This is a genomic window from Flagellimonas nanhaiensis (assembly GCF_003382275.1).
Classification (GTDB): Bacteria; Bacteroidota; Bacteroidia; order Flavobacteriales; family Flavobacteriaceae; genus Flagellimonas; species Flagellimonas nanhaiensis.
Window position 1 is genome coordinate 412348 of record NZ_QTJX01000002.1, and the last position, 14849, is coordinate 427196.

The 14849-nt window shown below is 40.4% G+C and carries 12 protein-coding genes; 5 read left to right on the plus strand and 7 right to left on the minus strand.

The genetic code is table 11. From position 1 onward, the window contains the following. Window positions 1-76: 76 nt before the first annotated feature. The gene (locus DX873_RS09345; protein ID WP_116184183.1) at window positions 77-1591 is read left to right on the plus strand and encodes an ArnT family glycosyltransferase; all 1515 of its coding nucleotides are present in this window, start codon (window positions 77-79) and stop codon (window positions 1589-1591) included. 80 nt (window positions 1592-1671) lie between these two features. Here the strand turns inward: DX873_RS09345 and DX873_RS09350 are convergent, their stop codons facing one another. Next, complete coding sequence (locus tag DX873_RS09350; protein ID WP_116184184.1) at window positions 1672-2058, minus strand: putative signal transducing protein; 387 nt, start codon at window positions 2056-2058, stop codon at window positions 1672-1674. Between the two features lie 241 nt (window positions 2059-2299). Between DX873_RS09350 and DX873_RS09360 the strand changes: the two genes are divergently transcribed. Next, a complete protein-coding gene (locus DX873_RS09360; protein ID WP_116184186.1) occupies window positions 2300-2827 on the plus strand; it encodes a GNAT family N-acetyltransferase in 528 nt (175 codons plus the stop codon). Window positions 2828-2882: 55 nt separating this feature from the next. Here DX873_RS09360 and DX873_RS09365 read toward each other — a convergent pair whose 3' ends face one another. From DX873_RS09365 to DX873_RS09395, 6 genes are all read right to left on the minus strand, one after another. Continuing rightward, complete coding sequence (locus DX873_RS09365) at window positions 2883-3161, minus strand: F0F1 ATP synthase subunit delta/epsilon (RefSeq protein WP_116184187.1); 279 nt, start codon at window positions 3159-3161, stop codon at window positions 2883-2885. Between the two features lie 77 nt (window positions 3162-3238). Next, on the minus strand, window positions 3239-4747 hold the full coding sequence (gene atpD, locus DX873_RS09370) for a F0F1 ATP synthase subunit beta (RefSeq protein ID WP_116184188.1): 1509 nt from the start codon (window positions 4745-4747) through the stop codon (window positions 3239-3241). A 162-nt stretch (window positions 4748-4909) separates the two neighbouring features. Then, on the minus strand, window positions 4910-7720 hold the full coding sequence (locus tag DX873_RS09380; protein ID WP_116184190.1) for a TonB-dependent receptor: 2811 nt from the start codon (window positions 7718-7720) through the stop codon (window positions 4910-4912). Window positions 7721-7929: 209 nt separating this feature from the next. After that, complete coding sequence (glmS, locus tag DX873_RS09385; protein WP_116184191.1) at window positions 7930-9777, minus strand: glutamine--fructose-6-phosphate transaminase (isomerizing); 1848 nt, start codon at window positions 9775-9777, stop codon at window positions 7930-7932. A gap of 115 nt (window positions 9778-9892) precedes the next feature. Then, window positions 9893-11740 (minus strand): DUF4270 family protein, encoded by a 1848-nt coding sequence (locus DX873_RS09390; protein ID WP_116184192.1) that lies wholly within the window; start codon window positions 11738-11740, stop codon window positions 9893-9895. A gap of 5 nt (window positions 11741-11745) precedes the next feature. Next, on the minus strand, window positions 11746-12555 hold the full coding sequence (locus DX873_RS09395) for a glycogen/starch synthase (protein WP_116184193.1): 810 nt from the start codon (window positions 12553-12555) through the stop codon (window positions 11746-11748). Window positions 12556-12657: 102 nt separating this feature from the next. Between DX873_RS09395 and panC the strand changes: the two genes are divergently transcribed. From panC to DX873_RS09410, 3 genes are read left to right on the plus strand one after another with little or no spacing between them, the layout of a single operon-like run. Next, complete coding sequence (panC, locus tag DX873_RS09400; RefSeq protein WP_116184194.1) at window positions 12658-13506, plus strand: pantoate--beta-alanine ligase; 849 nt, start codon at window positions 12658-12660, stop codon at window positions 13504-13506. Window positions 13507-13519: 13 nt separating this feature from the next. After that, on the plus strand, window positions 13520-13870 hold the full coding sequence (gene panD, locus DX873_RS09405; protein WP_116184195.1) for an aspartate 1-decarboxylase: 351 nt from the start codon (window positions 13520-13522) through the stop codon (window positions 13868-13870). Between the two features lie 2 nt (window positions 13871-13872). Further along, window positions 13873-14838 (plus strand): lysylphosphatidylglycerol synthase transmembrane domain-containing protein, encoded by a 966-nt coding sequence (locus DX873_RS09410; RefSeq protein WP_116184196.1) that lies wholly within the window; start codon window positions 13873-13875, stop codon window positions 14836-14838. Window positions 14839-14849: the final 11 nt, after the last annotated feature.

Consider the following 14849-nt stretch of genomic DNA (forward strand, 5'->3'; position numbering starts at 1 on the left):
TCCTAAAATGAACCATTATAGACCGAAAGGCAGGATATCGACATGGCGCCAAAACCCTTAATTTATCTATATTGCGATGGTCATAGCCAAAAACTTTATCCTTAAAGTGCTCAAAAAAACCAACTTTTTTCATTTGTCCAATTATGAAAGCTTAAACTGGAGGACAGTTTTTTGGGTTTTACTCCTAATTGCACTTTTCATAAGGTTTCCTTTCTTTTTTAGGGATTATGTTGACAGGGATGAGAGCACCTTCATAATCATGGGGCAGTCTTGGGCCAACGGATATTTACCCTATACCCAATTGTGGGACCTTAAACCTCCAATCACATTTCTTTTTTTTGGTATTGCCATTAAGTTATTTGGTCAAAGTTTTATTGCAATCCGACTTCTAGGAACTATAATGGTGGCCTTAACCGCGTTATTTACCTATGGAGTAGCTACAAAAATGTCCAGCAAAAAGATTGCTTTTTGGTGCGCAATCTTTTGTGTCTTCTTTCAAAGCCTTTTTGGGAGCCTTCAAGGGGTGATGTCAGAACACATTTGTATTTTCTTTTTTATGGCGGGTGTTTACGTTTTGTTTTCCAAAAAACATTGGGCGTGGTATTTCGTTATCGGGATTCTTTTTGGGTTTTCCGTAATGTCTAAACTGAATATGGCTTATGCTGTTCTGTTTTTAGGGCTATATCTTTTATGGAATGGCTTTTCTGAAAGAAAATACTCGGCAACTTTGGGCAAATTAAGTCTTATGGGGGCAGGGTTCGTTCTCCTAATCTTGCTTACGGCTCTTCCCTATTATCTACAGGAGACGACATCCGTTTGGTGGACTTCCATTTTTAAGGCTCCATTGGCTTATTCAGAATCCAAACAGCATTCTCTGCTGAAAACTCTTCCCGCTATTTTGGTGATTCTTGGGCTCTTGGTAGCAGGGTTTGCGTCAAAAGTAATCGATTATAAATCCAAGCAACAGCAGCTTTTGGCAATAATGGTAATCGGAGTTTCTTTTTCTTTCATGCAAGCTGGAAAAGTGAATGGCCATTACCTCATTCAACTCTATCCATTTATGTTGATTCTAATAGGGATAGCCATAGGCAAACTACCCCAACCAAAAAAAGCACTCAATTGGGTAATCGCAGGGGTTCTTGCTCTTATTCCAACCGAAGCTTATCTGGAATACGCCAATATCATCAACCATAAAGTTGAAAAGGGTTCATTTTATAATGGTGAGGGAATTGATGTTCCCAACTACATTTTGAACCAAAATCTTGAAACTAAAAACATCTTCTTCACTGAATATCATATTGGATATTGGATACTGGGCGTACACCCCCCGACCAAAGCGGCCACCCATCCAAGTAACATAACCAGAGAGGAACTATTTCCATATATGAACAACCCCAGAAAAACAGGCCTAGAGGAACTGCGGTATATTCTAGAGGTTATTAAACCCAAGACATTGGTGGCCCGAAAGGGCAAGAAAATATTCGATAAGAAGTTGATGGATTACAACGAGTACATTGATTCCTATTTAGAGAATCATTATGCACTGGAGTACACAGTAGGCAGAGGACTTATTTACCAGCGATTAGAATGATTCCACCACAAGTCAAAAATTATATCAGTATCGTTCAGCGGAACTAATAACTCGCTCTCTCCTTCAATTACCTAATAATTTCATTTTTTTGCTTTAGTGAGAAAGTTGCAGTTGTTGCATTTATATTTTTTGGGCTCCAAAAAGGGGAAAAGCTTGTACAAAATCGTCTTTCTTGCGTAGTAAACTTCACTTTTTTGAGCTCCACATATGGGACATACAATCAAGTTGCCATCCTTGTCCGTGGCATAGTTCCTAATCTCATTGTATATAGCCTTGGCCTCCTTTTCATCATATCTATGGACCATTAATTTTACACCTCCAAGTGCATTGCTTGCAAAAGGTTCTACGCTAACCGTGTTATCGTCTTTTAAACGGACTTCTATCCCTTCCGATTCTAATTTGCCCTTAATGATCTGCACGTCAGCCAAAAACTCGAAAGTGCCCAAAATAACCCAATCTTTACCCATTATTAAATTCTAAAATCACGTGTAACACTTTGTTGATTTAATATCAAACTCCTTTTCCTGTAATCTTAATGCAAATTGTTTTGCGAATATAGGATTTGAAGTTTTAAAACCTTTACATGTTCCTTGATATGGTCTACCAATTCAATTAGTTGATACCTTGCAAACTTTCCCTCCTCATTATCTAAAAACTGGCAGGTTTGCCTTATTTCAAAGGTACTATCTTTGATTAAATTTGTTGGATATGGTACGCTATAAACAGGCATCAACAAAGGATGAGCTTGAACAAATTCTTTTACTTCAACAAGAAAACCTGCCCATAAACCTATCCTTTCAGGAACAGAGCAAAGAAGGTTTTGTTACTGTTGAACATTCCATGGAAATTTTGAAAGAAATGAATGATGAATGTGGCCACATTATAGCTCTGGATAACGAAAAAGTCATTGGTTATGCATTGTGCATGCATCCCAAATTTGGTGAATCTATTGAAGTTCTAAAACCAATGTTTGCAGAAATCAATAAAATATTACTAGGTAAATCCAACTATATGGTGATGGGTCAAATCTGCGTTGCCAAGAGTCACCGGGGAAAGGGTGTTTTTAGGAAGCTGTACCTAACAATGAAAAAATGTCTTCCTCTTGGGATTGACAAGATTATTACTGAAGTAGATGAAAAAAACCAAAGATCGCTCATGGCACATGAGGTAATTGGGTTCAAAAACCTTGCGGTCTACCAATCTGGAAATACAACCTGGCGTTTGATAGTATTATAAAAAGAAGGGGCGCTCTAATGAGCGCCCCTTCTTTTTGTATATCGGTTCAATATTCCTAGTCCGCTAGAACAATAACTTTGTTATCCTTCATTTCTACCGTTCCGCTGATAATGGAGAGTACCGTTTCTCCATCTGCGCCTTTGGTAAATTTGCTCTGGAATTCCTCATCAATGGAGATTTCTCCCTTGACCTTTACTTTACCTTCTTGCAACAAGGAAACAATCGGGGCGTGGTTTTCTAACATTTGAAATTCCCCGTTCACACCAGGTACTGTAACCGCAGTTACTTCTCCTGAGAACAATGTTGCTTCTGGTGATACTATTTCTAAATACATACTTCTTAAGTATTGAGATTTGAGATTTGAGTACTGAGACTATTCTAACTACTCGATACTAGATTCTCAATTCTAATTTAAGCTTCTGCAAGCATTTTTTCTCCTGCTTCAATAGCGTCCTCAATGGTTCCTTTAAGGTTAAAGGCAGATTCTGGAAGGTGATCCAATTCTCCATCCATAATCATGTTAAATCCTTTAATGGTGTCCTTAATGTCAACCAAGACACCAGGAATAGAGGTAAACTGTTCTGCAACATGGAAAGGTTGAGACAAGAAACGCTGTACACGTCTAGCTCTACCTACGGCCAATTTATCCTCTTCAGATAGTTCTTCCATACCTAAGATGGCAATAATATCCTGAAGCTCCTTATATCTTTGCAACAACTCTTTTACGCGCTGTGCACATTCATAGTGGTCTTTGCCCAAAATTTCAGGGGTCAAAATCCTAGAAGTAGAATCCAATGGATCCACAGCTGGATAAATACCAAGCTCGGCAATCTTACGAGAAAGTACCGTAGTTGCATCCAAGTGGGCAAATGTGGTAGCTGGAGCGGGGTCAGTCAAGTCATCCGCAGGCACATAAACCGCCTGTACAGAAGTAATAGATCCTCTTTTGGTTGATGTAATCCTTTCCTGCATGGCACCCATTTCTGTTGCCAATGTTGGTTGGTAACCTACCGCAGAAGGCATACGACCAAGAAGAGCCGATACCTCAGAACCGGCTTGGGTAAAACGGAAGATGTTATCCACAAAGAAAAGTACATCTTTTCCTTGTCCGTCTCCTGAACCATCACGGAAGTACTCGGCAATGGTCAATCCAGAAAGCGCCACACGGGCACGGGCACCTGGAGGTTCGTTCATCTGTCCGAACACGAAAGTTGCTTTGGACTCCTTCATTGCTTTTTTATCCACTTTGGACAAATCCCATCCTCCTTCTTCCATGGAATGCAAGAAATCATCACCGTACTTGATAATTCCAGATTCCAACATTTCACGAAGCAAGTCGTTTCCTTCACGGGTTCTTTCACCAACACCTGCGAAAACTGAAAGTCCACCGTGTCCTTTGGCAATATTGTTGATCAACTCCTGAATCAATACGGTTTTTCCAACACCTGCACCACCGAACAATCCAATTTTACCTCCCTTGGCATAAGGTTCAATCAAATCGATTACTTTGATTCCAGTATATAAAACCTCAGTTGAAGTTGAAAGATCTTCAAATTTTGGGGCTTCCCTGTGAATAGGAAGTCCGTTGTCACCAGTTTTTGGTAAGTTTTCCATTCCATCAATGGCATCTCCGATCACATTGAACAGCCTTCCATAAACATCCTCTCCAATAGGCATTTGGATTGCATTTCCGGTAGCCGTTACTTCTGCTCCCCTGCTCAATCCATCCGTAGAATCCATGGAAATGGTCCTTACGGTATTCTCTCCAACGTGGGATTGAACCTCTAAAACCAATATGGAATCATCTTCTCTCTTGATTTCCAGGGAATCATAAATTTTTGGGATTTCTGTTCCCGATTCAAATTCAACATCGATGACCGGGCCTATAATCTGGGCAACCTTACCTGTAACTTTAGACATTACTGTGTTTATTTTTAATTGAATACGAGGAAAAAACTGCTTTTTTTCCGGCTGCAAAGATATACTTTTCCCTTTTTAATCTGAAACTAATATCTTCTTTTTTTGACAAGAAAAAAGGCGCTGATTTCCTCAGCGCCTTTTGTGTTATTTTGAAATTGTTTTTTACGGATTTATGGTCCAAGAAACATAGTAAATAGACCCAATGTTTCCGGTTCCAACAGCGGTAAAATATTCATCTCCCAAGATGTTGGAGCCTCCTAACTTAAATACCGACTTTATGCTGGGTACTGCATAGTTAATCTGGGCATCTAGAACGGTAAAGGCAGGAACATCACCATCAGCAAAGGTAGCTTCCCAAAAATAGCTATCGCTCCATCTGTAATTTACATTGAAACCAAAGTTCTCAAAAAGTTTAGGGTTTCCAAATGAAGCCTTTACTTTATGTTTGGGTGAGTTGAAGTTGGTTCTAAAATCTGGGAACCTTGCTTCATCAAAATCCAATTCTGTATAGGTATAGTTAACTCCCAGATCAAAATCTCCAATCTTGGTATCCACTCCCACAGTACCTCCATAGGAATTGATATCCACCGTAGAATTGGTATAGGTTTGATAAGCCTGGAAATCTCCATTGGCAATAGCAGCGATTGCCACAGGTGTATTATTTGGGTCTCCAGGGATTGTTTGCGTCAATCCGGAGTCTCCATAAAAAGGAACAACGGTAGTAACGTTGGCAATAAAGTTGGAATAACTATTATAGTATCCGCTCAAATCAATCGTGAACTTACCTATCTGACCTCTATATCCAGCTTCAAATGCAGTAATTTCCTCAGGTTGAATTAAACCAGGTGAAGCCGCTTCTAGATCCAATGGATTTTGAGTTTCTCCAAAACGCTGCACAGAATTCAGGGTGAAAGAATTCTCATAAGCTGCCCTACCGACCACTTCAACTGTAGATCCACCTGCAAGTGCTTGACCGGAGGCACTGACGTCAAATGTTCTTACATCCCGGTCCAAATTATCGGGAGCCGATCCAACCAAAATAGCTCGACCCGCATTTAACCCAATAAACAAATCTTGTGTAGTTGGGTTTCTAAAACCTTGTTGTACGGAAGCTCTAATGTTGTGATTTCTATTTTCTCCTGCGGTATAAGACAAAGAAAGTCTGGGAGAAACAAATCCATCAAAGAATTCGTTCTTGTCATAACGTGCAGAACCTGTGAATTTAAATCTATCATCCAAAAACTTCTTTTGGAGTTGTGCATAGGCTCCATATTCATTATAAGTAATTGGTCCGTCCAAATCTGTAAAGATTGTTCCTCCAGAATTCAATTCGTACTCTCTGTACGATCCACCAATTTGGATATCAGCCCAATCATCAATCAAATGTGCTAGGTTATAATTTCCGTTAACATGTCTAAACTTAGTATTGTCAATGAATTTTGCTCCTGTTGTTAAATCACCATCGTTGGTAACGGTATTAAAAGCGCTTTGGAATGCTGGTGTTCCAGGGATAAGCCTTCCAGTATCGGCTACTTGACGAGCAGCTGCATGGGCCTGCGCAGAAGCTTCCTCTGGGGACAATCCTCCTTGTTGTATTCCTCCCAAATATGCCGGTATATAGGTTCCTGCATATTCAGTGAACCACTGCGTATCCGATTTCCAAGACCTATTAATATTAATCGCTGCAAATCGAGTATCATATGCATCTCCAGAGTTTTCAGAGACGATATAACCCCTCAAGAAGAAATTGTCATTTTTAATTTCCAGTTTATGCTGTTGCATGGAAAATCCACTTACGGCATATCTGTTCGCACCTTGATAAATAGTGGTACCCCTACCGATACGACCGTTATAAATAAACTCCAAGTCATCACCGAATGGACGATAATGTACTGCAAAATCAGTTTTTATACTTTCCGCATCGTAATCAGCCAATACAGTTTCCGAGTAGCCTGTTCTGGAAACCGTAGCGGAGCCAACTGTACCACTTGGGAGTCCCGCTGCCGCGTCGAAATCCAATAATGTCGACACTTCATCTCCATAGATGTTCAACCCGTCATACGCTGGGTTGGAACGATCAGCTCCGGGATTGCCAAAGTCAACTACACTATTTGCATGCCAGTCTTCTCCTTTAAGGATGGAAAGGTTTGCTTTCACCGCAAGCTTGTCGCTGAACGCATGGGCCGCTCTAATACCAAAATCATAGTAATTATTGTCTCCTGCAGCTTCCTGGGATGTAATCCCTGTTTTTGCATAGGCACTTATCCCTTGAAAATCAAATGGGTTTTTACTTCTCATAAAGAGAATACCATTGAAAGCACCAGCTCCATAAAGCGCGGAGGAGGCTCCTGGAAGAATCTCAATACTCTGAACATCCAATTCTGACATCCCCACTAGATTACCCAATACAAAATTAAGACCGGGCGCGGTATTGTCCATACCATCTACCAACTGTAAAAATCTGTTGTTGGCGAAGGTTGCAAACCCTCTAGTGTTTATGGACTGAAAAGTCAAACTGTTGGTGTTCATGTCCACACCTTTCAAGTTTTGAAGGCCCCCATAAAAGGATTCAGCCGTTGTATTTTTGATTTCATTTAAACCAAATCGCTCTACTGAAACAGGGGACTCGAAAATACGTTCCGGAGTCCTAGAAGCGGAAATAACAATCTCATCTAAGATAGTTGATGCTTCGCTCAAGGTTATCGTTAATGTTTGATTATTGGAAGTTACCTCTGCAATGAAATCGGAAAATCCAATACTAGTGAAACGAAGCTGGAATGGCGGTTGTTCAGAAGTATTAAAGGTGAAGTTTCCATCAAAGTCGGTAGTGGTTCCTTCGGCTTTGCCCACCAAAACCACATTGGCTCCAGGAATGGGTTCATTGTTTGCGTCAACTACTTTTCCCTGTATTGAAGTCTGTGCATAGGAAAGCACTCCGAACAGCATCAGGGAAACAATAAAGAGTATTCTCATTGGTCTTTAATTTGAGTTAATTTAGATTTAAGTATGCGTTAAGTTATAGGGGTGGAAGATACATTATTTTTCCCTTGGTTTCCATAAAATCGAAAAAAATTATGCATGCATAATACTTTTTTGGTAAAAAAAAGGGCTTTTATCTGCACATTTAACAAAAATGGCGCCTATTTAAGCGCCATTTCATATTAAACTCTATTTTCTAAAAGTTACTCCACAGTAACTGATTTCGCCAAATTTCTAGGCTGATCAACGTTGCAATCCCTCATAACTGCTATATGGTAAGACAGCAATTGAAGTGGAATTGTGGTCAACAATGGAGTTAGACATTCGGACGTCTCAGGAACCTCAATAACATGGTCCGCCAATTCCTTGACCGTTTTATCACCTTCGGTTACAATGGCAATGATCCGTCCGCTTCTGGATTTTATTTCCTGAATGTTGCTCACTACTTTTTCATAGTGTCCCTTCTTTGTTGCAATAACCACAACCGGCATTTGCTCATCAATCAAGGCAATAGGACCGTGCTTCATTTCCGCGGCAGGATAGCCTTCAGCATGGATATAACTTATCTCCTTTAATTTAAGGGCTCCTTCCAATGCAACCGGGAAATTATATCCTCTACCCAAGTACAGACAATTATTGGAATCTTTGTAAATATCAGAGATATGCTCTACCAATTCATTTGATTCCAACGTTTTTTCCACTTTAGCTGGAATTGATTCCAACTCAGCTAGATATTCATGATATTTGGAAGTGGAGAAAGTTCCTTTTTCGTGAGCCAATTTAAGAGCGATAAGCGTCAATACGGTAATCTGGGTAGTAAAGGCTTTTGTGGATGCCACCCCAATCTCTGGTCCCGCATGCGTATACGCTCCTGCATCTGTTTCTCTGGCTATAGAAGATCCAACAACATTACACACCCCAAAAACAAACGCTCCCTTTTCCTTTGCCAATTTAATTGCTGCCAAGGTATCCGCAGTCTCACCAGATTGTGAAATGGCAATCAAGACATCATTCTCAGTGATTACTGGATTTCTATATCTGAATTCTGAGGCGTATTCCACCTCTACGGGAATGCGCGCCAAATCCTCAAAAATATATTCTGCCACCAAACCTGCGTGCCAAGAAGTTCCACAAGCAACAATAATGATTCTATTGGCATTCATGAACTTCTCTAGGTTCTGGTCTATCCCAGACATTTTGATGATTCCCTGATCCGCCAGCAAACGTCCTCTATAGGTGTCTAAAATAGCCCTGGGCTGTTCGTAGATTTCCTTAAGCATGAAATGGTCGTAACCTCCCTTTTCAATTTCCTCCAGATTCATTTGGAGCTCAAGAATGTTTGGATATGCTATGGCATCATCTTTTATTTTTCTTAGTTTGATTTCCTTTCCGATTCGGACAATGGCCATCTCCTCATCTTCCAAATACACCGCATTGTTTGTGAACTCGATAAAAGGAGAAGCATCCGAAGCAATGAAATACTCATTTTCTCCTATTCCGATCGCCAATGGACTTCCCAACTTGGCCACAACAATTTCATCTGGTTTGGATTTATCAAAAACTGCTATTGCATAAGCTCCAACCACTTGGTTTAAAGCAATCTGTACTGCTTTCCCAAGTTTGACCCCTTCCTTCTTCTTGACCTCTTCAATCAAGTTTACCAATACTTCGGTATCGGTATCAGATTCAAAGACATACCCTCTTTCAATCAATGCCTTTTTGATGGATTCATAATTTTCTATAATTCCATTATGTATGATCACCAGATCACCAGAATTGGAATAATGAGGATGGGAGTTAATATCATTTGGAACTCCGTGGGTTGCCCAACGGGTATGTCCCAGACCAAGCTTACCATTTAAGTCAATGGTATTCTCTGATTTTTTCTTGAGGTCCTCAACTTTACCTTTTGTCTTGGACAGATGGCTGTTTTCACCATCAAAAAGAACAATTCCGGCGCTATCGTATCCTCGATACTCCAACCGTTGTAATCCTTTAATTATTATGGGGTAAGCATCTCTATGGCCAATGTAGCCTACAATTCCACACATAAAATAGGTTTTTAGTTAACTACGTGTTCATTTGGATTATAAAATTAGTCTGAATTAACCAATAATGTCAATTCTTTGTGTCGTATGACATAAAAAGTCTGTAAACAGCACAGAATCAATTAGCTTCGGTAAAATAAATCTCCAATTGCATTCTCTTATCGGCGTTGTCAGCCTCTACATCGCTCCCGAAAAGCACGGTTCCTAAAGGATTGATTGTGGACATAAGCGGCAGGTCCACTTCTGTTGGGTCTGCAGTGGCAACCGATTCACGCACAGCTGTGAGCCCTATGTTGGAAGTAACAGTTAGTGCAAGTCTGGCATTAACGGAATCTCTCACTATGATATCGTTGATGTATTCGGTAATTCGTATTGAGTATTTTGACCCAAGTCCATTCTCTTTTTCTAAAATAGCATCATGATTTAGAACTACGCCAAGAGGTTCGTCAGTAACATTGTTCTCTGTCAACAAATCGTACAAGGGTTGATTGGTCTCGGCATTGTACAAGTATAATCTGGGCGGTTCAAAAACACTTTCATTGGAGTTGCCAAAAGCACTTCTATCTACATGGAATACCAATTTTGCTTCATTGATAATCCAATTATTGGCTTTGATTTGATTTATTATATCTCCTCCTCCATTTTCCAGTTCATCAAAGAGTCTTATCTCCGTTATGGTAGACGCTCCTTTTAAATATAGCCTTGAGGCATTCTCTCCATTATCCAGGGCGTTGGCAATTTCAGGGGATAATGTTTCATTGGTAAACGTGTTCACCGCATTACCCACTATCTGTCCATTACTATTGAGCAATAGATTAAGAACATAATCTCTTTCAGCAGTCTCAACTACGTTGTCCGTAGTATTGTAATCCTGATATTCGTATGTAATGGTAATCGTAGCTTGGGTCAAATCCAACAAGAACATCAATGGTTCCTCGTCATTCTCTGAAGTTATAGAGATTTGGATTCCCCTAAAAAACTCCCTGAAATTATTTTGGCTCAATAATTCTGCCTGGCCCTCTTTGTCCAGAATATTTTCTTGGAAAAAAGTATTGTCCAAACGTACCCGTATCCCTGGAGGGAGCCTGTTCGCTACAACAGTCTCGGACTCATCCACATCGGTGGTCTCGGGGTCATCTTCGGCAAAAAACAACATTTCCTGATTATCAATAGAAAGTGTTTTTTCACCGGCCAAAGTAAGCTCAGGACCTGCAAAACTGGAAAAATCCTGATTTGAATAGTACATTTGAGCTTCCTCAAAATTGGTGTTCGGATCTAAATCCCGTAGAAAAAATGTAGATCGGGAAACGGTTATGTCAAAGGACTGATCTCTTTTTCCAAAAATACTGTCCAAATCAAAAGTATTTCTGAAAGTATTGGCCACAAACCCTTCTTCCGTACCATCTGAATTCTCATCGAACGGATCAGAACCAATAATTCGCTCTTCATTGTCCGTAACCCCATCTCCATCCTCATCGGTATTTGGGTCACTGGAATCGTTATCAAATTCGTTTTGTACACCATCTCCGTCACTATCACGAAGAGATGTAGGTGGTTGTTGAAAAGGAATATGTAGATAAACTTCTTTTACCGTCTCATTCTCTGGAACAGTAGCCTCAACTCCATCTGTTTCCGCTACATCCTCTGCTGATTGGGATATATCTCCAAAAACAGGAGCGCCTTGCCCATTGGAAAGTGACACTTGGGAAACTATATTGGCGGTCCTTCTTCCATAAACAGGGTCATTGTAGGTCCCTAATTGATATAAAGGCAGACTATTGGTCTGTACAGCTTCTATTCCTCTGTTGAAAGCATAAACATTGAACACCTCTTTTCCGGTATTAAAGGGCTCTCCTCCTATTACTCCCTCTCCAATCGTCCTCAGTTGTTCTTCCTCACAAGAAGCGAACAGTACCAACAAAGCTCCAACCAAGGCCGAAGCTTTTATAATTCCAAAAAATTTCATGCAATTTATTTTAGAACTTCTGTTTTATAGAAATTAGTGTATGCCTCTTCCGCTTCTTGAAGCGAAACATAGGGCAGTACAGGTTTGGAAAGGCTGGCAATATGATCTTTTAAGTCATCAGACACCTCTTCCGAGGCTAAAATAATGGCATCGGAATAATCCGCTGCTACTTTTAACAAATTATTATAGTCAGGCTGTGAAAGGGACTCAATGCTATCTCTTTCAATTCCATCAAAGGCAATTTTATTCATCATTTGTTGATCCAATTCCCCATCAAAACCTTGACCGTAGACCGAAGTGACTATCTTACTGTCAGCAAATAGTGGTTCATCAGCGTAATACTTTCTAAGATAAAGAGGAAGCAAGGAGGCCATCCAACCATGCACATGGATGATATCAGGGGACCAGTTTAGCTTCTTTACCGTTTCAACAACCCCTTTTGCAAAGAAAATGGCTCGTTCGTCATTATCGGGAAAAAGATTTCCATCTGCATCTGCAAAAGTTGCCTTTCTTTTAAAGTATTCCTCGTTGTCAATAAAGTATACCTGTATGCGCTCTCTGGGAATAGAAGCTACTTTGATGATCAAGGGCATATCCATGTCATTGATCACCAAGTTCATCCCTGATAAACGAATCACCTCATGCAGCTGATGTCTTCGCTCGTTGATGTTTCCATACCTTGGCATAAATATGCGAATCTGCCCTCCACTGCTATTGACCATTCGAGGCGCTTCATAAGACATTAAGGAAACTGGATTCTCTGGGAGGTAAGGCACTAATTCAGAAGATACAAACAATATCTTTTTACCATTCATAAACACTATCTTTTGCTTATCCGAAAAACGTAGCTGCAAAATTACAAAAATTATGCCGATTACCAGTATTTATAGTATTTTTGCGCGTTTTTATACCTCAACATGCACATTTTTCACCAAAAAAGGGAGCTAAAGGGCTTTTTACAGGGCAAGAAACAAAGCACTGTTTCAGTAGGTTTGGTCCCTACCATGGGAGCTCTGCACCAAGGACATATCTCTTTGGTTAGAAGGGCGTTATTGGAAAATGATTGGGTGGTCGTGAGCATTTTTGTGAACCCTACACAGTTTGATAAAAAGGACGACCTTGAAAAATATCCGAGAAACTTGGAGCAAGATTTAAAAATATTGGAGCTCGTGTCCGATGATCTAATCGTATTTGCTCCTTCGGCAAAAGATATCTATGGCTCGGATGTTGAATCTAAGACCTATGAGTTCGACGGTCTGGACAAAGTAATGGAAGGGGAGTTTAGAGAAGGTCACTTTGATGGTGTCGGCACTATCGTGGAACTTCTGCTTACCGCAGTATCTCCCGACCAGGCGTATTTTGGAGAAAAGGATTTTCAACAACTCCAAATCATTAAAAAAATGGTGGAATGCAAAGAATTACCCTTTAAAATCATTGGTTGCCCCATTGAAAGGGAGCCCACCGGATTGGCTATGAGTTCACGTAATGAACGCTTGTCAAAAACGACTAGGGAAGAAGCTGGATTTATCTATGAAACCCTACAGACTGCCAAAACAAAATTTGGCACGGAAAGTGCTAAAGATATTGCGGATTGGGTAAAATCCCAGTTTAACGAAAATACTGTTTTTGATTTGGAATATTTTCAAATTGCAGATGAAGATACCTTGACTCCAATGATCAAAAAACAAGAGGATAGAAAATATAGAGCGTTCATTGCCGTTTACGCAGATGACGTTCGATTGATAGATAATCTAAGACTGAATTGATTAATTTTGCACCATGCAAGTAGAAGTTGTAAAATCTAAAGTTCACAGGGTAAAAGTAACTGGTGCCGACCTTAATTACATTGGCAGCATTACCATTGATGAAGACGTGATGGATGCCGCCAATATTATACGGGGAGAAAAGGTACAGATTGTGAACAACAACAACGGTGAACGATTGGAAACCTACGCCATACCGGGACCCAGAGGTTCTGGAGAACTTACACTGAACGGTGCGGCCGCACGGAAGGTTGCCGTGGGCGATGTTCTGATTCTGATCACATATGCCTGGATGGACATTGAAGAAGCAAAGTCCTTTAATCCAGCATTGGTATTCCCCAACGAGGAAACCAATCTTTTGAACTAGTTTTGAGCAGTTCCCTGAAAAAATTTCTAAAGATATTTATCCCGATTGCCCTCGGGCTTTTTTTGGTTTGGTACTCATACCAATCAACTACCCCCGAAGAAAGAAGGCAAATTGTACATTACATTTCCAATGCCAGCCCTTTTTGGGTCACTTTGTCAGTTGTTATCGGAATTTTGAGTCATGTTTCCCGTGCTGTTCGTTGGAATTATCTTTTGGAGCCCATGGGCTATAAACCCAAGATTTCCAATAATCTATTGATTGTTCTCATTTCCTACTTTGCCAATCTAGGTATTCCCCGGTCAGGAGAAATTCTTAGGGCCACCGCCTTGACCACATATGAAAATGTACCTTTTGAAAAAGGATTCGGAACAATTGTAACGGAGAGGGTAATAGACCTTTTTATGTTATTGTTGATCATCATAATAACATTGGTTTTACAGACCGATATCATTTTAGCGTTTCTTCAAGACAATGGAGTCAACCTAATTGGAGCTTTTGGGATTCTATTCGCAGGAATTTTGGGGCTCTTCGTGGCCACCTGGATCATTAAAAAGTCCAAATCCGGTTTCGCCTTAAAGGTAAAGTCATTTTTAAATGGGCTGCTAGATGGTGTGCTCAGTATTTTCAAGATGAAGAAAAAATGGCCCTTTATCTTTCACACCTTGCTTATTTGGGGTTCCTATATCGCCATGTTCTGGGTAATTAAATATACAGTGCCCGAGACCATGGAACTATCGCTAAGTGAACTTTTAGTTGCCTTTGTTGGGGGTGCTTTTGCCATGTCCACCACCAATGGTGGTGTTGGACTCTATCCAATTGCCGTAAGTGCTGCTTTGGGCATTTTTGGTGTTGGCTCAGTTTCCGGTGATGCGTTTGGGTGGATCATGTGGATCGCCCAGACCTTAATGGTCGTAGTTTTTGGCACAATATCCTTTATTGTCCTACCGTTATTGAATAGAAATCGGTAAACCCCTGCCAA